This is a genomic window from Pseudomonas solani, from assembly GCF_026072635.1.
Lineage (GTDB): Bacteria > Pseudomonadota > Gammaproteobacteria > Pseudomonadales > Pseudomonadaceae > Metapseudomonas > Metapseudomonas solani.
In genome coordinates this window covers 1,580,460-1,605,418 of the sequence record NZ_AP023081.1, presented here as the reverse complement: position 1 = coordinate 1,605,418, position 24,959 = coordinate 1,580,460, and the positions used below count along the sequence as shown (strand labels likewise).

Sequence of the window (24,959 nt, the reverse complement as noted above, 5' to 3'; positions counted from 1 at the left end):
GCTCCGCGCCCATGAATCGCACCCTCTATACCCTGCTGTTCCACCTCGGCCTGCCCCTCATCGCCCTGCGCCTGGCCTGGCGGGCCTGGCGCGCGCCGGCCTATGCCCGGCGCATCGCCGAGCGCTTCGCCTTCGGCCTGCCGCCCCTGCAACCGGGCGGCATCTGGGTCCACGCGGTATCCGTGGGCGAGAGCATCGCCGCGGCGCCAATGATCCGCGCCCTGCGCGAACGCGACCCGCAACTGCCGATCACCGTCACCTGCATGACCCCCACCGGCTCGGAGCGCATCCGCGCGATGTTCGGCGACCAGGTGCAGCACTGCTACCTGCCCTATGACCTGCCCTGGGCGGCGGCGCGCTTCCAGCGCCTGCTCAAGCCGAAGCTGGCGGTGATCATGGAAACCGAGCTGTGGCCCAACCATATCCACCAGTGCCACAAGCGCGGCGTGCCGGTGGTGCTGGCCAATGCGCGGCTGTCCGAGCGTTCCGCCCGTGGCTACGCGCGCTTCCACAAGCTGACGGCGCCCATGCTCGCCGAGCTGAGCTGGCTCGCGGTGCAGACCGAAGCCGAGGCCGAGCGTTTCCGCACCCTTGGAGCCCGCCCCGAAGCGGTGACGGTGACCGGCTCGATCAAGTTCGACCTGCGCATTGACCCCGAGCTGCCCATCCGCGCCGCCGACCTGCGCCAGCAATGGGCCGCCGAGCAACGCCCGGTCTGGATCGCCGCCAGCACCCATGCGGGGGAGGACGAGATCATCCTCGCCGCCCATCGCCAACTGCTGGCCGAGCGCCCCGATGCGCTGCTGCTTCTGGTGCCCCGTCACCCGGAGCGCTTCAACCCGGTATTCGAACTGTGCTGCCGCGAAGGTTTCGCTGCGGTGCGTCGCTCCACCGGCGAGCCGGTCACCGCCGCGACGTCGGTGCTGGTGGGCGACACCATGGGCGAGCTGCTGTTCCTCTTCGCCCTGGCCGACATCGCCTTCGTCGGTGGCAGCCTGGTGCCCAATGGCGGGCACAACCTGCTGGAGCCGGCCGCGCTGGGCAAGCCCGTGCTCAGCGGCCCGCACCTGTTCAACTTCCTCGATATCGCCGCGCAGCTGCGTGACAACGGCGCCCTGATCGAAGTGGCCGACACCGAAGCGTTGCAGAGCGCCGTCGCCAGCCTCTGGCGCGACAGCGCCGCCGCGACCCGCATGCACGATGCCGGGCTGGCGGTGCTCAGGGCCAACCAGGGGGCGCTGGAGCGGTTGCTGGGCGGCATCGCCCGCCAGTTGGGGTGAGCCCGGGCCAGGCCCGCCTCAGAAGGTCGGCGGGGTGATGATCCAGAGGATCAGCGTGTCCTTGTCGCCGGGGTTGCCGTAGCGGTGGGGCTCCTGGCTGGAGAAGGCGAAGCTGTCGCCTTCACCCAGCAGGAAGTGGCGTTCGCCGACCCAGAGCTCGAATTCACCGCTGAGCACATAGCCCGCTTCTTCGCCCTCGTGGCTGTAGCTCTCTTCGCTGTAGGTGCCCGGGGGAATCGCGAGTGGAGGATTTCCAGCGAGCGGCTTGGTTGCGGGCTGAGCAGCTCGTCGGTGATGCCGTCGTCGTAGTGCAAGCTCATGCGGCTGTTCTTGCGCACCACATAGCCTTTGTCCGCCTCGGCGGTGGGGGCTTCGCTGGCAAAAAACCATTGGATGGTCACGCCCAGGCTGCGGGCGATATTGAACAGCGCGGGGATCGAGGGATAGGCCAGGTTGCGTTCCAGCTGGCTGATGTAGCCGGCGGTCAGCGAGCTCTGTTCGGCCAGCTCGGCGAGGGTCATGTCGCGGCGCTTGCGCAGGGCGCGGATGCGCGTACCGAGGAACTGGCTCTCGGGCGCATTGGCGGTGCCGGGCGGCGGCAGGCTGGGGCTCATGATCCCTCCGGTCCTTGGGGCTGGGCGGAGGGCTGGCCCCGCGCGAACGCGGCATTGTAAAGCAGGCGCGGGCCCGTCGCGCCCTAGATTTCCCAGGCCGCCTGCAACCCCTCGAATATGGCTTCCTCCGCCGTGCGTGCGGCCAGGCAATCGCCGATGCGCTGGAAGGGCACCAGGCCTTCCAGGGTCGCCCCCAGCTCATCCAGCGGCTGGTGGCCCTGGCACAGCACCAGGGTATCCACGGCCTCGAACAGCATGGGCTCGCCGCTGGCGGTGTGCATCATGTAGACGGTGTCGTCATCGCAGCCATAGAGCCGTGCGTAAGGCGTGATGGGGATGCCGAGGCGGTGCAGCTCGCCCACCATCTGGTCGCGCACATAGAGGGGTAGGCTTTCGCCGCAGTGGGTGCCATTCACCGCCAGGCGCACCTGGTGGCCGTTGCGCGCCAGGTGCTCGGCGATGCCGGGGCCGATCCAGTCGCAGCGCCAGTCGGCGACCACCACCGAAGGGCCGAGCTGCACCTCGCCCCTGAGCACCTGCCAGGCATCCACCACCTGCAGTGCCCCACCGCGCTCGAAATCCGGCCAGTAAGGCGTGGCGCCCGTGGCGATGATCAACTGGTCCGGGCGCTCGCGCTCCACCAGGGCACGGTCGACGCGGGTGTTGCGCACGACCTTCACGCCGGCCAGTTCCATTTCCCGCTGCAGGTTGGTGGCGGCACCGCCGAACTCACTGCGCCGGGGCAGCAGTTGCGCCAGCAGCACCTGGCCGCCGAGCTGCGCAGCCGCTTCGAACAGCGTCACCTCATGGCCACGCTGCGCGGCCACGGCGGCGGCCTTCATGCCGGCCGGGCCGCCGCCGACCACCATGATGCGCTGCGCCCGCGTGGCCCTGGCCGGCTGGCCATAGCGCAGCTCGCGGCCGGTTTCCGGGTGCTGGATGCAGGAGATCGGGTAGCCCTTGTGGAAGTGGCCGATGCAGGCCTGGTTGCAGGCGATGCAGGCGCGCACGTCCTCGACGCGGCCGCCGACGGTTTTCTCCGGCATCAGCGGGTCGCAGATCAGGGCGCGGGTCATGCCGCAGACATCGGCCTGGCCGTTGGCGATGATCTGCTCCGCTTCCTGGGGCTGGTTGATGCGCCCGGTGACGAACAGGGGGATATGCAGTCGTGCCTTGAACCCGGCCGCGGTCGGCGCGAGGTAGGCCGCCGCGATGGCCATGGGCGGCGCGATGTGCACGGCGCCGCCGAGGGAGGCGGAGGTGCCGGCTACCAGGTGCACGTAGTCCAGTTCGCTTTCCAGGGCGAGCACGGCCTGCAGCGATTCATCCTCGCTGAGCCCCTGCGGATCGCGCTCGTCGGCGGAGATGCGCAGGCCGACGATGAAGTCCTCGCCGCCGGCCTGGCGAACCGCCGACAGCACCTCGCGGAGAAAGCGCAGGCGCGCGTCCAGATCGCCGTTGTAGCCGTCCTCGCGGTGGTTGACCCGGGGGTTGAGGAACTGGGCGGGCAGGTAGCCGTGGCTGGCCACCACTTCCACGCCATCGAGGCCGGCCTGGCGCAGACGGCGGGTGGCGGCGCCGTAGCCGGCGACTATCTCGTCGATCATCCGCTGGTCGAGCGCCCGGGGCATTACCCGGAAGCGCTCGTTGGGGCTGACCGAGGGCGCATAGGCCACCGCCAGCAGGCCACTGGCGGTCTCCATGATTTCCCGCCCGGGGTGGAACAGTTGCGACAGCACCAGGGTGCCGTGGGCCTGGCAGGCCTCGGCCAGTTCGCGGTAGCCCTCGATACAGGTGTCGTCGGTGGCCATAAGCACGTGCGAGGTGTAGCGGGCGCTGTCGTGCACACCGGCCACCTGCAGCACGATCAGCCCGACGCCGCCTTCGGCGCGGGTGCGCTGGTAGGCGATCAGCGCGTCGTTGACCCGGTTGTCGGTGGGCAGGCTGGTGTCGTGGCCGCTGGACATGATGCGGTTCTTCAGGCGCTTGCCACGGATGTGCAGGGGTTCGAACAGGTGCGGGAAGGCGTGCATGGCAATCCTCGTCGGGGCTGCTGGAATTCTTATTAATCCATTACTGATTTACCCATGGTAAAAAATCAACTTGTTTTTTAACTGAGTGACAACTAGCGTGATGCGTGCCCCCTGACGGGCCATCCCTGCACAACAAGAACAATGGGAGAACCTCATGCGACACGACTCTTCGCGCCCTTCGCGCGGCTTCTCGAACCTGCCTCTCATCACTCTGCTGGCCGCGCTGATGCCCGCCGTGGCGGCCCAGGGCGCACCCGACATGGTGGTGGTCGGCTACGGCGGTGACGGCCAGAAGGCCCAGGACGAGGCCTTCTTCAAACCCTTTGTGGCCGAGGACGGCAAGCCGCTGATCCAGAGCGAATACAACGGCGAAATGGCGCGCATCCGGGTGATGGCCGATACCGGCCACGTCGATTGGGACCTGGTGCAGATCGAAGGGCCGGACCTGGTTCGGGGCTGTGAAAGCGGGATGTTCGAGCGGCTGGACTGGCAACGCATGGGCGGCAGTGAGCGGCTGATCGAGGATGCCGCCCAGGAGTGCGGCTCGGCCGCGCTGGTGTGGGGTGTTGCGCTCGCCTATGACGCCGACCGGCTGAAGGCAGCGCCCACGTCCTGGGCCGATTTCTGGGACTTGGAGAAATTCCCCGGCAAGCGCGGGTTGCGCAAGCGTGCGGTGTACAACCTCGAGTTCGCCCTGCTGGCCGATGGCGTGCCGGTGACCGACGTGTACAAGGTGCTCGCCAGCCCGGGCGGCGTGGACCGCGCTTTCGCCAAGCTCGACCAGATCAAGCCGCAGATCCAGTGGTGGGAGGCGGGCGCCCAGCCGACCCAGTGGCTCGCCGCCGGTGACGTGGTGATGACCTCGTCCTATACCGGGCGCGTGGCGGCGGCGCACCAGGCCGGACGCAACCTCGACCTGGTGCTGCCGGGCAGCCTATACGGCATGGATTACTGGGCGATCATCAAGGGCTCCCGGCATGCGCAGCAGGCCGAGCGACTGATCGCCTTCGCCAACCGCAAGGCGCCGCAGCTGGAGTACATCCGCCGTATCCCCTACGGGCCGACCAACCGCGATGCTGCCGCCGCGCTGGACGCTGAACAGGCCCGCTGGATCCCGGTGACGCCCGATGCGCTGGCGGCGAGCCTGCCGATGGATGTGGAGTTCTGGGTCGATCATGGCGAGGAGTTGGAGGAGTGCTTCAACGCCTGGGCGGTACGCTGATAGGGTGCCCCTTGCCCGGCCCACCTCGGCGGTGGGCCGCTTCCTTTTCGATCGACCCTGGAGCCTTCCATGACGCCGCTGCACGCCCCGCTGCCCCCATCGTCCTGCTCCCCCGAGGAGCGCGCCCTGCGCCAGCAACTGGCCGCCTGCTACCGGCTGATCGCCCACTTCCGCATGACCGACCTGATCTTCACCCACATCTCGGTGCGGGTACCCGGGCCGGAGCATCACTTCCTGATCAACCCCTACGGGCTGATGTTCGATGAGATCCGCGCCAGCGACCTGGTGAAGATCGACCTGCAGGGCAAGGCGGTGGAGCCCACCCGCTACAAGGTCAATCCGGCGGGCTTCGTCATCCACAGCGCCATCCATGCCGCCCGCGAAGATGCCCAATGCGTGTTGCACACCCACACCCGCGCGGGCTGTGCCGTGGCCGCGCAGCCGGCGGGGCTGTTGCCGGTGAACCAGATTTCCATGGAGTTCTACGGCCGCGTCGCCTACCACGACTACGAAGGCGTGGCGCTCAACCTCGATGAGCAGAAGCGCCTGGTGGCGGACCTGGGCGACAAGCCGGTGATGATCCTGCGCAACCACGGCCTGCTCACCGTTGGCGAGACGCCCGCACAGGCCTTCCTGCGCATGTACTACCTGGAGAAGGCCTGTGACATCCAGGTGGCGGCCCAGGCCGGCGGCGAATTGCTGCTGCCGCCCCATGAAGTCTGCGAGCACACCCAGCGCCAGTTCAACGAGCCCGCGCAACCGGCCGGGGAGGGCGAGCTGACCGACCCGGATGCGATGGACCTGGCCTGGCAGGCGCTGTTGAGGCTGCTGGAGCGGATGGCGCCGGATTATCGGGACTGAGGGTGCATGCTACGGGCTAAGCCGTAGGTCGGGTGCAACCCGACTTGCCCCTGTGCATGGTCATCGGCGGATTTCACCCGCCCTACATGTGTCTGGAAAGGCACCCATGAAAAAGCCCGGCATGTGCCGGGCTTTTTCATGGGGCGGTGACGACTCAGTAGTCGGCCTTGTTCTTCAGGCTGGCTTCTGCGGCCTTGGCCAGGTCCGGGGGCAGGAAGTCCTTGTCCGGGTCGTAGTCGGATTTGAGGAAGCTGGCGAGGGCTTCCAGGTCTGAGGGGGCCAGGGTGCCGGCGGCCTGCTTCAGGCGCAGGTTGTCGAGGATGTAGTCGTAGCGCGCGTTGTTGTAGTCGCGCACCGAGCCGTACAGCTGGCGCTGGGCATCGAGCACGTCGACGATGTTGCGGGTACCGACCTGGTAGCCGATCTCGGTGGCTTCCAGGGCGCTTTGGTTGGAGATGATCGACTGCTTACGGGCCTTGACCTGCTCAACGTCGGTGTTCACCGCGCGGTGGTAGTTGCGGGTGTTCTGCACCACCTGGCGACGCAGGCTTTCGCGCTGCTGCTCGGTCTGGCTCAGGCGCTGGTAGGACTCACGCACCTGGGAGCTGGTCAGGCCGCCGCTGTAGATCGGGATGTTCAGCTGCAGGCCGATGGTGCGCTGCTCGACGTCGCTGCCGTAGCGCACCGGGCTGGAACCGGTGTTGCTGAAGCCGAGGCTGTCGTTGTCGCCTTTCTGGTACTGGGCGACGGCATCCAGGGTCGGTGCGTGGCCGGCCTTGCGCTGGCGCAGGGTTTCTTCGGCGGCGTCGACGGCGTAGTTGCTGGCCTGCAGATTGAGGTTCTGCTGGGCGGCGGTGTCGACCCAGGCCTTGGCATCGTTCGGCGCGGGCACCACCACCGGCAGGGTGTGCTGGATGCCTTCGATGGAGGCGTATTCGCGGTTGGTCAGGGTGACCAGGGCCTGGAAGGCGTCATCCACGTTGCGCTCGGCGATGATGCGGTTGGCACGGGCGGTGTCGAAGCCGGCCTGGGCTTCCAGCACGTCGGTCTTGTCGGAGAGGCCGACATCGAAGCGCTCGTTGGCCTGGTCGAGCTGGCGCTTGAACGCCGCTTCCTCAGCCTTGGTGGACGCCAGGTTGTCCTGGGCGCGGAGCACGGCGAAGTAGCCTTCGGCGGTCTGCAGGATCAGGTTCTGCTGGGTCGCGGAGAATTCCAGGGAGGCCTGCTCGGTGCTGGCCTCGGCGGCCTGCAGCTGGAACCAGCGGTCGGCGCGGAAGATCGGCTGGCTCAGGCTGGCCTGGTAGGCGATGCCGCTGCGCGAGCTGGTGGCCGACGGCTCATCGAGCTTGGTGCGGGTGTCGTTGGCGGTGGCGCCACCATTGATCTGCGGCAGCAGGCCGGAACGGGCCTGGGGCACGGCTTCGCGCACGGCTTCGAAGTTGGCGCGCGCGGCGGCGAGATCGGCGTTGTTGTCTACGGCGTCCTTGTAGACGGTCACGAGGTCCGTCTTGGCTGACAGCGGGGCCTCTGCTGCCCAGGCGCTACCCGCGAAAGCGGAGGCCACGGCAACAGCCAGTGAGAGTCTGCGCAGCATGATCAATCCTAGATTCAGTGAAGTCGGGCAAGGCTACGGCTGCCATGGTACGCGGTCAAGACGACTCCATGGCGGGGTCAGTGTAGTTTGCAACACGTTATGTTGCTTGCCGGGAACAATGAATGCGCGGCGCGGTCCGGGGCGTCGGTTTCGGACGGGCTGGTCATTTATTTCTGACCTTGGGGTTGGTTTTGTTCGGGGGGCTTGTTTAGACTGGTCGCGTTCTTGTCGGGGTGCCTCGAATCGGAGGCTGAGATCGGAAAGTTCCGGATCCCGTTGAACCTGATCAGGTTAAGGCCTGCGTAGGGAACAAGATGCGCCTCCCCCGCCTTGCAGCATTCTTGGGAGGTTCCTCTCGGCACCGGTCCCGGTGCACTCTGCCTTTCAGGTTCGCTCCGACATCACCCAGGAGCTAGCCGATGACTGCAAAACAACAAGCGAACCTGAGCGAGAGCGCCCAGGTCGACCAGCAATCCATCCAGCCTTTCCCCCGTTCCCAGAAGATCTACGTGCAGGGTTCGCGCCCGGACATCCGCGTGCCGATGCGCGAGATCAGCCTGGACGTGACCCCCACCGCCTTCGGCGGCGAGATCAACGCCCCGGTGATGGTCTACGACACCTCCGGCCCCTACACCGACCCGAGCGTGACCATCGACGTGCGCAAGGGCCTGGCCGACGTCCGCTCGAAATGGATCGACGACCGTGGCGACACCGAGCTGCTCGCCGGCCTGTCCTCCAGCTTCGGCCAGGAGCGCCTGGCCAGCGCCGAGCTGACCGCCATGCGCTTCGCCCACGTGCGCAACCCGCGCCGGGCCAAGGCCGGGTGCAACGTCAGCCAGATGCACTATGCCCGCCAGGGGATCATCACCCCGGAGATGGAGTTCGTCGCCATCCGCGAGAACATGAAGCTGGCCGAGGCGCGCGCCGCCGGCCTGCTCAAGGAGCAGCACGCCGGGCACAGCTTCGGCGCCAGCATCCCTGCGGTGATCACCCCCGAGTTCGTGCGTGAGGAGATCGCCCGCGGCCGCGCCATCATTCCCGCCAATATCAACCACACCGAGCTGGAGCCGATGATCATCGGCCGCAACTTCCTGGTGAAGATCAACGGCAACATCGGCAACTCGGCCCTGGGCTCCTCCATCGAGGAAGAAGTGGCCAAGCTGACCTGGGGCATCCGCTGGGGCTCGGACACGGTGATGGACCTGTCCACCGGCAAACACATCCACGAAACCCGCGAGTGGATCATCCGCAACTCGCCGGTGCCCATCGGCACCGTGCCGATCTACCAGGCGCTGGAGAAGGTCGGCGGCATCGCCGAGAACCTGACCTGGGAGCTGTTCCGCGACACGCTGATCGAGCAGGCCGAGCAGGGCGTCGACTACTTCACCATCCATGCCGGCGTGCTGCTGCGCTACGTGCCGCTGACCGCCAAGCGCGTCACCGGCATCGTGTCCCGTGGCGGCTCGATCATGGCCAAGTGGTGCCTGGCTCATCACCAGGAGAACTTCCTCTATACCCACTTCGAGGAAATCTGCGAAATCATGAAGGCCTACGACGTCAGCTTCTCGCTGGGCGACGGCCTGCGTCCGGGCTCCATCGCCGACGCCAACGACGCCGCGCAGTTCGGTGAGCTGGAGACCCTCGGCGAGCTGACCAAGATCGCCTGGAAGCACGACGTGCAGTGCATGATCGAAGGCCCCGGCCACGTGCCCATGCAACTGATCAAGGAGAACATGGACAAGCAGCTGGAGTGCTGCGACGAGGCGCCGTTCTATACCCTCGGCCCGCTGACCACCGACATTGCCCCCGGCTACGACCACATCACCAGCGGCATCGGTGCTGCCATGATCGGTTGGTTCGGTTGCGCCATGCTCTGCTACGTCACGCCCAAGGAGCACCTGGGCCTGCCGAACAAGGATGACGTGAAGACCGGGATCATCACCTACAAGATCGCCGCCCACGCCGCCGACCTCGCCAAAGGCCACCCGGGCGCGCAGATCCGCGACAACGCCCTGAGCAAGGCGCGCTTCGAGTTCCGCTGGGAAGACCAGTTCAACCTCGGCCTCGACCCGGACACCGCGCGCGCCTTCCACGACGAAACCCTGCCGAAGGACTCGGCCAAGGTGGCGCACTTCTGCTCCATGTGCGGGCCGAAGTTCTGCTCCATGAAGATCACCCAGGAGGTGCGCGACTACGCCAAGGAGAATGGCCTCTCCGAGGAAAGCCGCGCCATCGAGGCGGGCTTCCAGGAGCAGGCGGCACGCTTCAAGGACGAAGGCTCGGTGATCTACAAGCAGGTCTGACCGACCTCGCGGCTACAGCCAACGGGCCCGGCGCAGTGCGCCGGGCCTTCTGCGTTCAACCTTCAGGGCCTTCGTCATCGTGACCACTCCCAGCTACTCGCCGACCCTGCCGGTTCCCGCCGGCCAGCGCGTCTTCGGCGCGCGCGACCTGTTCTCCCTCTGGTTCTCCCTCGGCGTCGGCCTGATGGTGCTGCAACTCGGCGCGCTGCTGGCGCCGGGGCTCGGCCTGGCCGGTTCACTGGCGGCCATCGCCTGCGGCACCGCTGTCGGCGTGTTGCTGCTGGGCGCTGCGGCGGTGATCGGCAGCGACACCGGCCTCTCCGCCATGGGCACCCTCGGCCTTGCCCTGGGCAAACGCGGCGCGGTGCTGCCGGCGCTGCTCAACCTCCTGCAACTGGTGGGTTGGGGCGCATTCGAGATCATCGTCATGCGCGATGCCGCCAGCCTGCTGGCCACCCGTGCCTGGGGCGAGGGCAGCGCCTTGGCCTCGCCGGCGCTCTGGACCCTGTTCTTCGGGGCGTTGGCGACGTTGCTGGCGGTGACCGGCCCGCTCACCTTCGTGCGCCGCGTGCTGCGCAAGTGGGGCATCTGGCTGCTGCTGGGCGCCTGCATCTGGCTGACCTGGAACCTGTTCGACAAGGCCGACCTGGGCGCCATCTGGGCGCGTGGCGGCGACGGCTCGCTGCCCTTCGCACTGGGCTTCGACATCGCCATCGCCATGCCGCTGTCCTGGCTGCCGCTGATCGCCGACTACTCGCGCTTCGGCAAGCGCGCACGCAATGTGTTCGGCGGTACTGCCCTGGGCTTCTTCCTCGGCAACTTCTGGCTGATGAGCCTGGGCGTCGCCTACACCCTGGCCTTCGCCCCGAGCGGCGAGGTCAACGCACTGTTGCTGGCACTGGCCGGTGCCGGCCTGGGCATCCCGCTGCTGCTGATCCTGCTGGACGAGTCGGAGAACGCCTTCGCCGACATCCATTCGGCGGCGGTTTCCAGCGGCATCCTGGTGCCGGTGAAGGTGGAGCACCTGGCCCTGGCCATCGGCGCGCTGTGCACCTTGATCGCCTGGTTCGCGCCGCTGGCCGAGTACCAGAACTTCCTGCTGCTGATCGGCTCGGTGTTCGCGCCGCTGTTTGGCGTGGTGCTGGTGGATCACTTCGTGCTGCGCCGCCGTCGCGAGGAGCTGGCACCGCGCCGGGCCCTGCGTTGGGACACGCTGACCGCCTGGGCCTGCGGGGTGACCGTCTACCACCTGCTGGCGAACTTCATGCCCGAGGTGGGCGCCACCCTGCCGGCCTTGCTGCTGGCCGGCGGGCTGCAGTTGGTGCTGGGCTCCCTCAGCCGCGGCCGGGGAAGTATTGCGGCTTCAATATCCCGTTGAGTTGCGGGTAGGGGATGGTCAGCTCCGGGTGCCCGCCCGCATAGGGCGCGATGCTGTAGACGTCGTACTTGAGCAGCAGCGCGCCACGGCCGAGGGCGATGTGCTCGGTGCGCTGGAAGGGCCAGGTGCTCGCGTATTCCGGGTCCTGGTCCAGCTTGTTGGCGACCAGCCAGCGCTGGTGGGCCTGCTCGGCGAGCTTCCAGAACTCGGCTTCCTGGCCGGGGACGAGCATGTCGCGCAGGGTCAGCACCTTGTCCAGCGTGCGGTCGTAGTTGATCAGGCCGCGCCCGGGCATGCCGTGGGCACCGCCGGTGGCCAGGTAGCTGGACAGTTCGATGATGGTCAATTGGTCACGTTGTTCACGCACCTTGGCTTGCAGGTAGCTGGCCCAGCCCGGCTCGGCGCGCTGCAGGAAGTCCTTCTCGTAGGACTGCAGGGAGGCCGGCAGCGGTGCATCCGGTGCGTCGGCCGTCATGCGCAGCAGGCGCTGGGTCACCCGTTCGCTGAGCTGCGGGTGATCGGGAAAGCTGATGACGTCGATGTTCACCAGTGGGCAGCTGTCGCCCTGGCAACCGGGCTTGAGGTGCTCCCAGGCATCGCGCTTGACGGCCAGGCCGCCGTCGCCGGGCGTCAGGGCCTGGCAGGCGCCGAGGAGGAGGGCGAAGCCGAGAAGGAGCAGTTTCTTGTGCATCGGGATTGAATTCGTCATCGGGTGAGGAGTCGTTATGGATTGCGAGCTTCGACTGCCTGGGGCGGTTCGAGTTCGCTCGCGGGGAGCCATGATCCCAGCCGCGAATCCATCTGCAAAGAGGCTGCGCAAGGCGAGTCGCCAGAGTAGGATGCGCGAAAAGCGGGACCATCAGATCGAGTGAGACGCAGATGATAGATACCTTCAAACCCGGACCGGACGCGGTCGAGATCATCAAGCGCGAAGAATGCTTCCGTGGCTTCTATCGCCTGGATCGCCTGCACCTGCGTCATCGCCAGTTCTCCGGGGAGATGGGGCCGACCCTCAGCCGCGAGCTCTTCGTGCGCCACGATGCCGTGTGCGTGCTGCCCTACGACCCGCAGCGCGACCAGGTGGTGCTGATCGAGCAGTTCCGCGTCGGCGCCATGCAGAAGAGCGCCAACCCCTGGATGCTGGAGCTGGTGGCCGGGCTGATCGACAAGGACGAGGAACCGGACGAGGTGGCCCGCCGTGAGGCCGTCGAGGAAGCCGACCTGACGCTGACGTCGTTGTGGCCGATCACCGCCTATTATCCTTCTCCAGGGGGATCGGACGAATTCGTGCATCTCTACGTCGGGCGCTGCGACAGCGGCGCTGCCGGTGGCGTGCACGGTCTGGCGGAAGAGGGCGAGGACATCCGCGTCCACGTGCTGTCCTTCGCCGATGCCCTGGCCGCGCTGCGCGACGGCCGGATCATCAACGCCGCCGCCATCATCGCCCTGCAATGGCTGGCACTGAACCGGGATGAAGTTCGGGGGATGTGGATGTGAATCTGCTGCGCGATCGCTACCGGGTGGACCTCGTCGGGCTGCAAGCGGCCTGCGAGGCGAACTATGCCCGGCTGATGCGATTGCTGCCGCACATGCGCGAAGCCCAGTCTTCGCGCCGCGTGGCCCTCAGCCAGGGCGAACGCCTGGTGGGGGTGCTGGCGCTGGATGTGGTCGAAGCCTGCCCCTACACCACCACGCTCAAGGTGCGCCAGGAGCTCAGCCTGCCCTGGTTGCCCTCTCCGCAGTTGGAGGTGCGCGTCTACCACGATGCGCGCATGGCCGAGGTGGTCAGCGCCGAGAATGCCCGGCGCCTGCGCAGCTTCTACCCCTACCCGAACGCCGATATGCACCAGCCCGACGAGAAGAGCCAGCTCAACCTCTTCCTCGGCGAATGGCTCAGCCATTGCCTGGCCTGTGGCCACGAACTGGAACCCGTGCTTTAGAAAATCCGCCCCCTGCCGATTTCCTGGCGCTCGCTAATGTGATCCAGTCCCGGTTCTCGGGTTTACCGTTTCACGCCTGAACCACCATAATTCACATGATTTCGCCCAAGGAGACCGCCTTGTCGAGCGCGTCCACTCTCGCCATTGATTCATCGGTGCTGCTGGTGCAGCTTTCCGATAGTCATCTATTTGCCGAAGAGGACGGACGACTCCTGGGCATGAATACCTCCGACAGCCTGCAGCGGGTGATCGAGCGGGTACTGGAAGAACAGCCACGCATCGACCTGGTGCTGGCCACCGGCGACCTGTCCCAGGACGGCAGCATCGAGTCCTACGAGCGTTTCCGCGACCTGTGCTCGGTGATCCCCGCCAACAGCCGCTGGTTCCCCGGCAACCATGATGAAGTGCAGGTGATGGAACAGGTCTGTGCCGGCACCGACCTGCTCGAGCCGATCATCGACTTCCCCGCGTGGCGCGTGGTGCTGCTGGATTCCACCATCAGCGGCGCGGTTCCCGGGCACATGCCGCCGGAACAGCTGGAGCTGCTGGAGCGCGCCGTGAGCGAGGCGCCGGACAAGCACGTGCTGATCAGCTTCCACCATCACCCGGTGCCCATCGGCTGCCGCTGGATGGATCCGATCGGCGTGCGCAACCCGGATGCGCTGTTCACCGTGCTGGACCGCTTCCCCCAGGTACGCGCCGTGCTCTGGGGCCATGTGCACCAGGAGTTCGACCAGATGCGCAATGGCGTGCGCCTGCTGGCGTCGCCCTCCACCTGCGTGCAGTTCGCGCCGGGCAGCGAGGAGTTCCAGGTCGACACCGAGGCGCCGGGCTATCGCTGGCTGCGCCTGCGGGACGACGGCGTGCTGGAAACCGGCGTATCACGGGTAACCGGTATCGACTTCGAAGTGGATTACAGCGTCAAAGGTTATTGACCTTAGCGCTGCGGCACGGCAAGAAGTACAGCTTGCCCGCCAGACTTGCCAGGATGCCGCGTGTCGACCGAACAGCCCTCCCTTCTCTATATCCACGGCTTCAACAGCTCGCCCGAGTCGCAGAAGGCGCGCCAGCTCAGCGCGCTCATGCAGCGCCTGGGCCTGGCTGAGCGGCTGCGTGTACCGACCCTGCACCACCAGCCACGCGAGGCCATCGCGCAGCTCGAGGAGGCCTTGGCTGCGCTGGGTCGGCCGACGCTGGTAGGCAGCTCCCTGGGCGGCTACTATGCGACCCACCTGGCCGAGCGGCACGGGCTCAGGGCCGTCCTGATCAACCCGGCGGTGGCCCCGCACCGGTTGTTCGATGGCCAGCTGGGACCGCAGAAGAACTATTACAGCGGCGAGACCTGGGAGCTGACGCAGGCGCATGTGGATGCCCTGGCCGAGCTCGAGGTACCGCCCCCGCAGGACCCGGCCCGCTACCAGGTGTGGTTGCAGACGGCCGACGAAACCCTGGATTACCGCCATGCCGAGCGCTACTACCGCGCCTGCGCCCTGCGCATCGAGGCCGGTGGCGACCATGGTTTCCAGCAATTCCCTGCCCACCTGCCGGCCTTGCTGGCGTACGCCGGTTTTCCCGCCCAGTTATGGCGTGATATCGACTTTTCCACCCTTTGACGAAGAGACCCCATGGCCCAGCAGAACGCTTACAACGCAGACGCCATCGAAGTCCTTTCCGGCCTCGACCCGGTGCGCAAGCGCCCGGGCATGTACACCGACACCAGCCGGCCCAACCACCTGGCCCAGGAAGTCATCGACAACAGCGTCGACGAAGCGCTGGCCGGGCACGCCAAGAGCGTGCAGGTGATCCTCCATGAGGACAACTCGCTGGAAGTGATCGACGATGGCCGTGGCATGCCGGTGGACATCCACCCCGAAGAAGGCGTGCCCGGTGTCGAGCTGATCCTCACCAAGCTCCACGCGGGCGGCAAGTTCTCCAACAAGAACTACCAGTTCTCCGGCGGCCTGCACGGCGTGGGCATCTCGGTGGTGAACGCCTTGTCGACCCTGGTCGAGGTGCGGGTCAAGCGCGATGGCAGCGAATACCGCATGACCTTCGCCGATGGCTTCAAGTCCAGCGACCTGGAAGTGATCGGCAGCGTCGGCAAGCGCAACACCGGCACCAGCGTGCACTTCTGGCCCGACGCCAAGTACTTCGACTCGCACAAGTTCTCCGTCAGCCGCCTCAAGCACGTGCTCAAGGCCAAGGCCGTGCTCTGCCCGGGCCTGCTGGTGAGCTTCGAGGACAAGGCCAGCGGCGAACGCATCGAGTGGCACTACGAAGACGGCCTGCGCTCCTACCTGGTGGATGCCGTCAGCGAGTTCGAACGCCTGCCGGCCGAGCCGTTCTGCGGCAGCTTGGCGGGTAACAAGGAGGCGGTGGACTGGGCCCTGCTGTGGCTGCCCGAAGGCGGCGACAGCGTCCAGGAAAGCTACGTCAACCTGATTCCCACGGCCCAGGGCGGCACCCACGTCAACGGCTTGCGCCAGGGCCTGCTGGATGCCATGCGCGAGTTCTGCGAGTTCCGCAACCTGCTGCCCCGTGGCCTGAAACTGGCCCCGGAAGACGTCTGGGAGCGCATTGCCTTCGTCCTCTCGATGAAGATGCAGGACGCCCAGTTCTCCGGCCAGACCAAGGAGCGCCTGTCCTCCCGCGAGGCTGCGGCCTTCGTCGGTGGCGTGGTCAAGGATGCCTTCAGCCTGTGGCTCAACGCCCACCCGGAGCTGGGGCTGCAGCTGGCCGAGCTGGCCATCAGCAACGCCGGTCGCCGCCTCAAGGCGGGCAAGAAGGTCGAGCGCAAGAAGATCACCCAGGGCCCCGCATTGCCGGGCAAGCTGGCCGATTGTGCCGGCCAGGACCCGATGCGCTCGGAGCTGTTCCTGGTGGAGGGTGACTCCGCCGGCGGCTCGGCCAAGCAGGCGCGGGACAAGGAATTCCAGGCGATCCTGCCGTTGCGCGGCAAGATCCTCAACACCTGGGAAGTGGACGGCAGCGAAGTCCTGGCCAGCCAGGAAGTGCACAACATCGCCGTGGCCATCGGGGTCGACCCGGGTGCCGAGGACATGAGCCAGCTGCGCTACGGCAAGATCTGCATCCTCGCCGACGCCGACTCCGACGGCCTGCACATCGCCACCTTGCTCTGTGCCCTGTTCGTCCAGCACTTCCGCCCGCTGGTGGATGCCGGCCACGTCTACGTCGCCATGCCGCCGCTGTACCGCATCGACCTGGGCAAGGAGATCTACTACGCCCTGGACGAAGCCGAGCGCGACGGCATTCTCGACCGCCTGGTGGCGGAGAAGAAACGCGGCAAGCCGCAGGTCACCCGATTCAAGGGGCTGGGTGAAATGAACCCGCCGCAACTGCGCGAGACCACCATGGACCCGAACACCCGGCGTCTGGTGCAGTTGACCCTGGAAGACGTCGAGGCCACCGCGGAAATCATGGACATGCTGCTGGCGAAGAAACGCGCCGGTGACCGCAAGTCCTGGCTGGAATCCAAGGGCAACCTGGCCGAGGTCCTGGCGTGAAGGCGAGTTTCCTTCTCGCCCTGCTGCTGGTCGTCTCGCCCCTCTGGGCCGCAGCGCCGATCGAGGAGCTCAAGCTCAGTGCCGAGTACCCGGTGGAGGGTGTCGCCGAAGGCAACCTCTCCGGCATCGCGCTCTGCGGCAAGGAGCTGCTGGTGGTGTCGGACCGGCTCGACGATCGCCTGTTCCACCTGACGGCGGTCGACGGCGTGATGCATGCCGAGGCCGAGCTTTTCGCCGCGCCGCCGCCGCCCGAAAGCGGTTTGCCCTGGGGCGTGCGTGCACGCACCTGGGCGATGAGCATGATGCGCGGCAACGAACTGGATTTCGAAGGCATCACCTGCGATGCCGCCGGCAATCGCTACCTGGTCAGCGAGGCCCACGCCGCCGTGCTGCAGGTGAATGCCATGGGCAGCGCCGAGTGGCTGCGCATTTCCGCAAGCCTGGTACGCCAGGCGCGCGCCAGCGGCATGTTGCTGCACTTCAACGCGCTGCTGGAAGGCATCGCCATCGACCCTGCCGGCGAGCGCCTGTGGCTGGCGGCCGAGCGTGAGCGCCGCGGCCTGATGGTGCTGCACAAGAAACCGTCCACCTGGGCATGCGCGGGCGGTTGCGTGCTGTTCAGCGAGGCCGGCGAAGACATCCCGCCGCCCGACCTGGGTCGCGCCGTGCCCATGCCCAAGGACTTCTCCGACCTGGCCGTGCACAAGGGCAAGCTGTTCACCCTGGAGCGCCATGCCCACCGTATCTGCCGCCGCGACCCGGCCAAGGGCAGTGTCGAGCGCTGCTGGTCCTTCGCTGCCGAGGCGCTCACACCGCCCCGTCGCTACGAGGCCGACTGGGGCCTGGCGGAAGGGCTGTGGGTGGACGCCGACGGCGCCTGGATCGTTCTCGACAACGGCGGCATGACCCGCGCCGATGGCGAGCAGCGGCCCATCGTCTGGCGCTTCGCCAAGCCTGCTGGAGGCTGGGACGCGCCATGAGCGAACAAGCGCCGGGCAAGCGCGCGGGGAGGGTCATGCTGATCCTCGCCTGGGGCATCGCCATGCTCCTGGCCACGCACTTCTTCGGCCGCTGGGAAGATGGTCAGCGCAACCCCAATCAGGTGCCCGAGTCGGTACGCGGCGACGGCTTCGTGGAAGTGCGTCTGGCCAGCAGCCGCCAGGGGCACTACCTGATGAACGGGCGCATCGACGGCCAGCAGGTGACCTTCCTGCTGGATACCGGCGCCACCGCCGTGGCGGTGCCCGAAGTTCTGGCCGGCGAACTGGGCCTGGAGCCCGGCGAACCCATCACCCTGAGTACCGCGAATGGCCGCAGCAGCGGTCATCGCACCCGGCTGCGCGAGCTGCAGCTGGGGGAGATCGTCCTCGCCGATGTGCCCGCGATCATCGCCCCGGGCATGGACGGCGACGAGGTGCTGCTCGGCATGAGCGCCCTCAAACAACTCGAATTCACCCAGCGCGACGGCACCCTGGTGCTGCGCCAACACCTGTCACCGTGAGGCACGCATGAGCGAACCCCTCGATCTGAGCCTGGATGGCGTGGAGCGTCGCTCCCTCGCCGAATTCACCGAACAGGCTTATCTCAACTATTCCATGTACGTGATCATGGACCGCGCCCTGCCGCACATCGGCGACGGCCTCAAGCCCGTGCAGCGGCGCATCGTCTATGCCATGAGCGAACTGGGCCTGGATGCCGACTCCAAGCACAAGAAGTCGGCGCGTACCGTCGGCGACGTGCTCGGCAAGTTCCACCCCCATGGCGACTCCGCCTGCTACGAAGCCATGGTGCTGATGGCCCAGCCCTTTAGCTATCGCTACACGCTGGTGGATGGCCAGGGCAACTGGGGTGCGCCGGACGACCCCAAATCCTTCGCCGCCATGCGTTACACCGAGGCGCGGCTGTCGCGCTATTCCGAAGTACTGCTCAGCGAACTGGGCCAGGGCACCGTGGATTGGGGCCCGAACTTCGACGGCACCCTGAACGAGCCGCTGGTGCTGCCGGCGCGTCTGCCGAACATCCTGCTCAACGGCACCACCGGCATCGCTGTGGGCATGGCCACCGACGTGCCGCCGCACAACCTGCGCGAGGTCGCTGCCGCCTGCGTGCAGCTGCTGGATGAGCCCAAGGCCACCATCGAGCAGCTGTGCGAGCACATTGCCGGGCCGGACTACCCGACCGAGGCGGAGATCATCACGCCGCGCGCCGACCTGCTGAAAATCTACGAGACCGGCCGTGGCTCGGTGCGCATGCGTGCCGTGTACCAGATCGAGGATGGCGACATCGTCGTCACCGCGCTGCCGCACCAGGTCTCCGGCGCCAAGGTGCTGGAGCAGATCGCCGCGATGATGCAGGCCAAGCCTTCCAAGGCGCCGCAGATCGCCGACCTGCGTGACGAGTCCGATCACGAGAACCCCTGCCGCATCGTGATCATCCCCACCAGCAGCCGTGTCGATCACGAAGCGCTGATGCAGCACCTGTTCGCCAGCACCGACCTTGAGTCCACCTACCGGGTGAACATCAACATCATCGGCCTGGACGGCAGGCCCCAGGTCAAGGACCTGCGCACCCTGCTCACCGAGTGGCTGACCTTCCGCGTCGGCACCGTGCGCCGGCGCTTGCAGTTCCGCCTGGACAAGGTTGAGCATCGCCTGCATTTGCTGGAAGGCCGCCTGATCGCCTTCCTCAACCTCGACGAAGTCATCCGCATCATCCGCACCGAGGACCAGCCCAAGCCGGTGCTGATGGAGCGCTTCGGCCTCACCGAGATCCAGGCCGAATACATACTCGAGACCCGCTTGCGCCAACTGGCCCGCCTGGAAGAGATGCAGATCCGTGGCGAGCAGGAAGAGCTGGCCAAGGAACGTGACAAGCTCCTGGCCCTGCTGGGCAGCGAAGCCAAGCTGAAGAAGCTGGTGCGCAAGGAAATCCTCGAGGACGCCGAGAAGTACGGCGACGACCGCCGCTCGCCCATCGTCGCCCGTGCAGAAGCCAAGGCGCTGACCGAGCACGACCTGCTGCCGAACGAGAAGGTCACCGTAGTGCTGTCGGAGAAGGGCTGGGTCCGCTCCGCCAAGGGCCACGAGATCGACGCCACCAGCCTGTCCTATAAGGCCGGTGATGGCTTCAAGGTTGCCGCGCCGGGGCGCTCCAACCAGTACGCCGTGTTCATCGACTCCACCGGCCGCAGCTACTCGCTGGCGGCCCATACCCTGCCGTCTGCCCGTGGCCAGGGCGAGCCGCTCACCGGCCGCCTGACGCCGCCGCCGGGGGCGACCTTCGAATGCGTGCTGCTGCCCGAGGACGATGCGCTCTACGTGATCGCCTCGGACGCCGGCTACGGCTTCGTGGTCAAGGGCGAGGACCTGCAGGCCAAGAACAAGGCCGGCAAGGCCCTGGTCAGCCTGCCCGCCGGTGCTCGAGTGGTCGCGCCGCGCCCGCTCACCAGCCTCGAGGAAGACTGGCTGGCAGTGGTGACCACCGAAGGCCGCCTGCTGCTGTTCAAGGTCGCCGACCTGCCGCAGCTGGCCAAGGGCAAGGGCAACAAGATCATCGGCATTCCCGGTGATCGCGTGGCCAGCCGCGAGGAATACCTGACCGACCTGGCAGTTTTGCCGGCCGGCGCTACGCTGGTGCTCCAGGCCGGCAAGCGCACCCTTTCGCTCAAGGCCGACGACCTGGAGCACTACAAGGGTGAGCGTGGCCGGCGTGGCAACAAGCTGCCACGCGGCTTCCAGCGAGTCGATGCGCTGCTGGTCGAGGTGCCGGCCTAAGCCTGCACCTGCCGCTCGTCGGCTGCCATTCGACGCACGAGGCTGGAGTCATCCGTCACATTGGCGGATGATATGTCCCCTCGGGCCGAACGCGGTTGTGGCGGGCGCCCCGAACATCAATGAATCCGACTGCGGGTCGCCGTGCGGCGGCCCTGGGTGAGAAAGATGAAGCGTCTTCCCTTGTTAGCGCTGCTGACCGGCCTTCTGGGCCTGGGCGGTTGCGTTCACAACGCGCCGGTACCCATGTACCAGCTCGACAGCGGCACCGCCGAACTGCCGGACCAGTCCGCCGGCATGGCCGTGCTGCTCGGGCCGGTTTCGGTTGCCGATTACCTGCAGCGCGAAACCCTCCTGCAACGCCAGCCCGATGGCAGCCTGACCGCCTCCACCGATGGCCGCTGGGCCGGTAGCCTGGCCGGTGACATCGACCAATTGCTGCTGCGCCAGCTGTCGTGGCGCCTGGACAGCCAGCGTCTGGTCCTGGCCCCCGCCAACCCCGGCTTCACGCCCGAGATCCAGGTGCTGCTGAGCATCAGCCGTCTCGATTCGGGCCCTCAGCGCCCTGCGGTGCTGGAAGCCCAATGGCGCGTGCTGGACAAGGCCGGTCAGCTGCGTGACAGCCGCCTGGTGCGCCTGGAGCAGCCCCACAGCGGCACCGCCGCTGATCAGGTGCGGGCCCAGAGCCAGCTGCTGCAACAACTGGCCGAGCAACTGGCCGGTGCGGTCAAACCCCTCTCTGGCCAACCTGCCGCTGCCGCCGAGGAGCCGCGCAAGGCCACTGCCGCCCCGGCGCGTGCCCGTGAGCCCGTACCGCCGAAGATTCCCATGGCCGCCCCGGTGCGCACCGATGTGGAAGTGTTCCGCTTCTGATCGCCGCAGATGCACGGAAAAGCCCGCATGATGCGGGCTTTTTCATGGGCTGCGAATTGTGCTGATCGACCGGGCGTTCACTCGGCGCGGCGCTTGCCGAACAGGCGTCGCAGGCCGAAGCCGCCGAGGGCCAGGACCAGGCAGGGCAGGCCCACCCAGCGCGCTTCGGAGAGCAGCACATCCAGGCCGCGTTGGGTGAAGAAGCCACCGATGAAAGGCGACACCTCGATGGGACGCCAGGGCAGGAAGTGGCGCTGCAGGTCCCAGGGCCAGAACCAGGCGACGCCCAGCCCGCCGTCGGTCAGGGCGTCCAGCAGGCTGTGGCTGAGGGTCGAGAGCCCGACGAACAGGCCGGCTTTCAGCGGGCCGCAGCGTAGCAGCGGAGCGATCAGGGCGCCGAACAGGGCGCAGCAGCCGGCGAATAGCAGTGAATGGCTGAAGCCCCGGTGGCCGAAGGCGTCGGCGTAGGCGATGCCCAGCTTGAAGGCAGCAACGTCGGCGTCCGGCAGGCAGGCGAAGAACAGCCCGGCCAGGAGCAGGCGCGGCGGGATCACGCGGCTGCCGAGGGCGATGCCCACCGCGAGGACGGGCAGGGGATGGGTGATCAGGGTGGTCATGGCGCCTTCCTTGGCGCCGGGGCTCAGCGGCGCCCGGCGTCGTGCATGCGGGCCAGCTGGCGTTCCAGCAGCGAGGGGTAGGGGTCCAGCAGGCGTTCGACGCAGCAGGCGCCTTCCGGGCTGGCGATGGGGCGTACGCGGGCACGCTGGCGCACCAGGCCGTCGTCGGCGATGGCGCGTTCCACCAGCAGCAGGTTGCGGCTGTGCTGGCTCAGCGCCAGGGCGTTCTGGGTGGTGTCATCCAGCAGCAGGTCGCCCTGGCCGAGGCCGGCGAGGCTGTCGCCGAGGGTTAGGCCGAGCTGCAACTGCAGGGTGATGCCGCTGTCGGCCACTTCGATCTGCAGGGCGTGGCCGAGGGCACGCAGCAGCTCGCCGCAGCAGAGCGCGTGGGTCAGGTGGTCCTCACCGCTGTCGGCGCTGTGGAACAGCATCAGGCTGCTGCCATCGTTGAGGGTGTGCAATTCGCTCTGATAGAGCTGGGCGGCCTGGTCGAGGCAGTCGCGGTAGCGTTGCAGCAGGTCCAGCAGGCGGGTGCGGGGCAGTCGGCGCAGCTGGTCCTGGGCGCCCAACTGGACGGCCAGCACGGCACTGCGGTGCAGCTCGTCGCGCGCTTCGGGCTCGGCTTCCGGCTCTGGAGCCACCACGGCGGGTGGCGCTTCCTCGCGCGGACGCAGGTCGGCGAAGGGATCATCCTCGTCCGGGGTGAACAGGCGGCTGGGGCGCTCTTCCTCGACGGCGTCGCTGTCGTAGCTGTCATCGCGCAGGTCGCGGATCTCGAAGGCCGGCTCGTCGTCGTCCTGCTCTTCGGAGAAGTCTTCTTCCTCGTCCAGGTACTGCTCTTCGATCTCGGGTTCCGGCTCGGGCTCGGGCTTTTCCGGCACCAGGCGTGCCTGCAACTGGCGGGCGAGGTCGCCGATTTCGTCCTGGCGGCCGGCGCCGGGTGCGGGGTCGTCCGGGTCACGCAGCCACACCCGCAGTTGCAGCAGCGGCGTGGAGATATGCCGGCCGAGGCGCAGGCTGAGGGACAGCGCCAGGGCCAGGAGGATGAGGCTGAGCAGGCCCATGCTCTGCAGGCTGATGGTCATGGGCTGCTGGAACTGCTGCATGTCCAGGCTCAGGCGCAGGTGCCCGGCTATCACTTCCTGGAAGGTGATGGGCGTGGAATACAGCCCTTCGACCTCACCCAGCAGGCCCTGCTTCGGGCGCGAGCCGGCTTCGGCGAGGATGCGGTTGTCCACGCTGTAGATGGCCGCGTGGGCCACCAGGGGGTTCTTCACCAGGTTGTTGAGCAGCACGTTGAGGCTGAGGATGTCGTTGGACACCAGCAGCTCGGTGGCGGAAGCGGCGGTCTGCGCGGTCAGGCTCTGGCCCAGGGCGTCGGCCTGCTGCTGCATCGCCTGCTTGAACTGCATGCCCATCACCCAGGCGTAGATCACCAGGGCCAGGGCTACCAGCAGGAGGCTGTGGCTGGCGATGCGCAAGGCGATCGGCACACGGCGCTGGCGCAGGGCGTGGAAGATCAGCAGGAAGAAGTTGTCGGGTTTGACGGGCGTAGGCCGGTTCACAGAGCTCGGCTCTTCTCGGACGGAATTGTGGCGCAGTATAACGGCGCCCCCTAGCAGGGCAAAGCGCCCGGCATGCTCGTCAGACCGTGAAAGTGGGTAGAATGTGCGCCTTTTCCACTGCGGGAGGTGCGCCTTGCGCGAAATAGTCCTGATCAACATCACCGGGGAAGACCGTCCCGGCCTCACCGCCGCGATTACCGGTGTACTCGCACAGGGCGGGGTGAACATCCTCGACATCGGCCAGGCGGTCATCCACGACACGCTGTCGTTCGGCATCCTGGTGGAGATCCCCGATACCGAGCAGGCTTCCTCCGTGCTCAAGGACGTGCTTTTCACGGCCTACAAGCTGGACCAGCAGGTGCGTTTCACCCCGGTTTCCGAGGAGGATTACCAGGTGTGGGTCGGTGGCCAGGGCAAGCCCCGGCACATGGTGACCCTGCTGACCCGCAAGGTCACTGCCGAGCAACTGCAGCGCGTCAGTGCCATCACCGCCAAGTACGGCCTGAACATCGACCATATCGATCGCCTGTCCGGGCGCATGCCGCTGGACATGCCGGCGAGCCAGGGCAAGGGCTGCATCGAGTTTTCCGTGCGCGGCGAGCCGGCCGACCCGGTGGCGCTGCGCGCCGAATTCCTCAGCGTGGCCCAGGAGCTGAACGTCGACATCGCCTTCCAGCGCGACTCGGTGTTCCGCCGCAACCGCCGCCTGGCAGTGTTCGACATGGATTCCACGCTGATCGAAGCCGAAGTGATCGACGAACTGGCCAAGGCCGCCGGGGTCGGTGAGCAGGTGGCCGAGATCACCGAACGCGCCATGCGTGGCGAACTGGATTTCCGCGCCAGCTTCAAGGAGCGCCTGGCGCTGCTCAAGGGCCTCTCCGAGGACGTGCTGGAAGAGATCGGTGCCTCGCTGCGCCTGACCGAAGGCGCCGAGACCCTGTTCGCCGAGCTCAAGCGCCTCGGCTACAAGACCGCGATTCTCTCCGGTGGCTTCAGCTACTTCGCCAAGCAGTTGCAGGCCAAGCTGGGTATCGACTACGTATTCGCCAACGAGCTGCAGATCGAGGACGGCAAGCTCACCGGCGTGGCCGTCGAGCCGATCGTCGACGCCCAGCGCAAGGCTGACCTGCTGCGCGAGCTGGCGGAGAAGGAAGGGCTGCGCCTGGAGCAGACCATCGCCGTGGGCGATGGCGCCAACGACCTGCCGATGCTGGCGCTGGCCGGCCTGGGCGTGGCCTTCCGCGCCAAGCCGCTGGTCAAGCAGTCGGCCAAGCAGGCCATCTCCACCCTGGGGCTGGACGGCATTCTCTACCTGCTGGGCTTCCGCGACCGCGACGGCCTGGAGTGAGTGCCGCTTAAATGAGAAAGCCGCCCGAGGGCGGCTT

At 67.1% G+C, this 24,959-nt stretch carries 20 protein-coding genes, 1 pseudogene and 1 riboswitch; of the genes and pseudogenes, 15 read left to right on the top strand and 6 right to left on the bottom strand.

Translation table 11 applies throughout. The annotated features are described in order from the left end of the window. The first annotated feature begins 11 nt into the window (after window positions 1-11). The gene (gene waaA / locus PSm6_RS07450) at window positions 12-1,280 is read left to right on the top strand and encodes a lipid IV(A) 3-deoxy-D-manno-octulosonic acid transferase (protein ID WP_265169938.1); all 1,269 of its coding nucleotides are present in this window, start codon (window positions 12-14) and stop codon (window positions 1,278-1,280) included. Between the two features lie 18 nt (window positions 1,281-1,298). Here waaA and PSm6_RS07445 read toward each other — a convergent pair. Next, window positions 1,299-1,894 (bottom strand): annotated as a pseudogene (locus tag PSm6_RS07445) (cupin domain-containing protein). Between the two features lie 83 nt (window positions 1,895-1,977). Then, window positions 1,978-3,927 carry an oxidoreductase gene (locus PSm6_RS07440; protein ID WP_265169937.1) on the bottom strand — a complete coding sequence of 650 codons (1,950 nt, stop codon included), beginning with the start codon at window positions 3,925-3,927 and terminating at the stop codon, window positions 1,978-1,980. 154 nt (window positions 3,928-4,081) lie between these two features. Here PSm6_RS07440 and PSm6_RS07435 point away from each other — a divergent pair, with 154 nt between their 5' ends. Both PSm6_RS07435 and PSm6_RS07430 read left to right on the top strand, forming a co-directional pair. Then, window positions 4,082-5,149 carry an ABC transporter substrate-binding protein gene (locus PSm6_RS07435; protein ID WP_371877040.1) on the top strand — a complete coding sequence of 356 codons (1,068 nt, stop codon included), beginning with the start codon at window positions 4,082-4,084 and terminating at the stop codon, window positions 5,147-5,149. Between the two features lie 69 nt (window positions 5,150-5,218). Beyond that, window positions 5,219-6,010: a class II aldolase/adducin family protein gene (locus tag PSm6_RS07430; RefSeq protein WP_265169936.1), complete on the top strand. Its 792-nt coding sequence runs from the start codon at window positions 5,219-5,221 to the stop codon at window positions 6,008-6,010. 154 nt (window positions 6,011-6,164) lie between these two features. On the opposite strand, the gene PSm6_RS07425 is transcribed toward PSm6_RS07430, so the two are convergent. After that, window positions 6,165-7,604 carry a TolC family outer membrane protein gene (locus PSm6_RS07425; protein WP_031287807.1) on the bottom strand — a complete coding sequence of 480 codons (1,440 nt, stop codon included), beginning with the start codon at window positions 7,602-7,604 and terminating at the stop codon, window positions 6,165-6,167. A gap of 219 nt (window positions 7,605-7,823) precedes the next feature. Further along, a riboswitch (TPP riboswitch) is annotated at window positions 7,824-7,930 on the top strand. A gap of 93 nt (window positions 7,931-8,023) precedes the next feature. Here PSm6_RS07425 and thiC point away from each other — a divergent pair. Then, entirely contained in the window at window positions 8,024-9,907 is a 1,884-nt protein-coding gene (gene thiC / locus PSm6_RS07420; protein WP_043242360.1) for a phosphomethylpyrimidine synthase ThiC, read from the top strand. Window positions 9,908-9,986: 79 nt separating this feature from the next. After that, window positions 9,987-11,285 (top strand): putative hydroxymethylpyrimidine transporter CytX, encoded by a 1,299-nt coding sequence (gene cytX, locus PSm6_RS07415; protein ID WP_021219771.1) that lies wholly within the window; start codon window positions 9,987-9,989, stop codon window positions 11,283-11,285. On the opposite strand, the gene PSm6_RS07410 is transcribed toward cytX, so the two are convergent. Further along, window positions 11,242-11,964 carry an RsiV family protein gene (locus PSm6_RS07410; protein ID WP_371877113.1) on the bottom strand — a complete coding sequence of 241 codons (723 nt, stop codon included), beginning with the start codon at window positions 11,962-11,964 and terminating at the stop codon, window positions 11,242-11,244. The genes cytX and PSm6_RS07410 overlap by 44 nt on opposite strands. 200 nt (window positions 11,965-12,164) lie before the next feature. Between PSm6_RS07410 and PSm6_RS07405 the strand changes: the two genes are divergently transcribed. The 9 genes from PSm6_RS07405 to PSm6_RS07365 all read left to right on the top strand — a co-directional run bounded on the left by PSm6_RS07405 (window position 12,165) and on the right by PSm6_RS07365 (window position 21,392). Continuing rightward, window positions 12,165-12,782: an NUDIX domain-containing protein gene (locus PSm6_RS07405; protein WP_021219769.1), complete on the top strand. Its 618-nt coding sequence runs from the start codon at window positions 12,165-12,167 to the stop codon at window positions 12,780-12,782. Beyond that, window positions 12,773-13,225, top strand: coding sequence for a DUF1249 domain-containing protein (locus tag PSm6_RS07400; protein WP_021219768.1), 453 nt, complete (start codon window positions 12,773-12,775; stop codon window positions 13,223-13,225). Before PSm6_RS07405 ends, PSm6_RS07400 begins: the two co-directional genes overlap by 10 nt. A gap of 95 nt (window positions 13,226-13,320) precedes the next feature. Beyond that, the gene (cpdA, locus tag PSm6_RS07395; protein ID WP_148304230.1) at window positions 13,321-14,160 is read left to right on the top strand and encodes a 3',5'-cyclic-AMP phosphodiesterase; all 840 of its coding nucleotides are present in this window, start codon (window positions 13,321-13,323) and stop codon (window positions 14,158-14,160) included. 45 nt (window positions 14,161-14,205) lie between these two features. Continuing rightward, window positions 14,206-14,838, top strand: coding sequence for a YqiA/YcfP family alpha/beta fold hydrolase (locus PSm6_RS07390; protein WP_081672232.1), 633 nt, complete (start codon window positions 14,206-14,208; stop codon window positions 14,836-14,838). 12 nt (window positions 14,839-14,850) lie between these two features. After that, complete coding sequence (gene parE, locus PSm6_RS07385) at window positions 14,851-16,749, top strand: DNA topoisomerase IV subunit B (protein WP_021219765.1); 1,899 nt, start codon at window positions 14,851-14,853, stop codon at window positions 16,747-16,749. Then, window positions 16,746-17,729, top strand: coding sequence for an esterase-like activity of phytase family protein (locus PSm6_RS07380; RefSeq protein WP_265169935.1), 984 nt, complete (start codon window positions 16,746-16,748; stop codon window positions 17,727-17,729). The genes parE and PSm6_RS07380 overlap by 4 nt, the downstream gene beginning before the upstream one ends. Beyond that, a complete protein-coding gene (locus tag PSm6_RS07375) occupies window positions 17,726-18,250 on the top strand; it encodes a retropepsin-like aspartic protease family protein (RefSeq protein ID WP_031287803.1) in 525 nt (174 codons plus the stop codon). The genes PSm6_RS07380 and PSm6_RS07375 overlap by 4 nt, the downstream gene beginning before the upstream one ends. A 7-nt stretch (window positions 18,251-18,257) precedes the next feature. Further along, on the top strand, window positions 18,258-20,522 hold the full coding sequence (gene parC / locus PSm6_RS07370) for a DNA topoisomerase IV subunit A (RefSeq protein WP_265169934.1): 2,265 nt from the start codon (window positions 18,258-18,260) through the stop codon (window positions 20,520-20,522). A gap of 165 nt (window positions 20,523-20,687) precedes the next feature. Next, window positions 20,688-21,392: a PqiC family protein gene (locus tag PSm6_RS07365; RefSeq protein ID WP_031287800.1), complete on the top strand. Its 705-nt coding sequence runs from the start codon at window positions 20,688-20,690 to the stop codon at window positions 21,390-21,392. A gap of 77 nt (window positions 21,393-21,469) precedes the next feature. Here PSm6_RS07365 and PSm6_RS07360 read toward each other — a convergent pair whose 3' ends face one another. Both PSm6_RS07360 and PSm6_RS07355 read right to left on the bottom strand, forming a co-directional pair. Continuing rightward, window positions 21,470-22,009 (bottom strand): metal-dependent hydrolase, encoded by a 540-nt coding sequence (locus tag PSm6_RS07360; RefSeq protein WP_021219760.1) that lies wholly within the window; start codon window positions 22,007-22,009, stop codon window positions 21,470-21,472. Window positions 22,010-22,032: 23 nt separating this feature from the next. Further along, window positions 22,033-23,574, bottom strand: coding sequence for an AhpA/YtjB family protein (locus tag PSm6_RS07355; RefSeq protein WP_265169933.1), 1,542 nt, complete (start codon window positions 23,572-23,574; stop codon window positions 22,033-22,035). 133 nt (window positions 23,575-23,707) lie between these two features. Here PSm6_RS07355 and serB point away from each other — a divergent pair, with 133 nt between their 5' ends. After that, window positions 23,708-24,922: a phosphoserine phosphatase SerB gene (gene serB, locus PSm6_RS07350; protein ID WP_043242384.1), complete on the top strand. Its 1,215-nt coding sequence runs from the start codon at window positions 23,708-23,710 to the stop codon at window positions 24,920-24,922. Window positions 24,923-24,959: the final 37 nt, after the last annotated feature.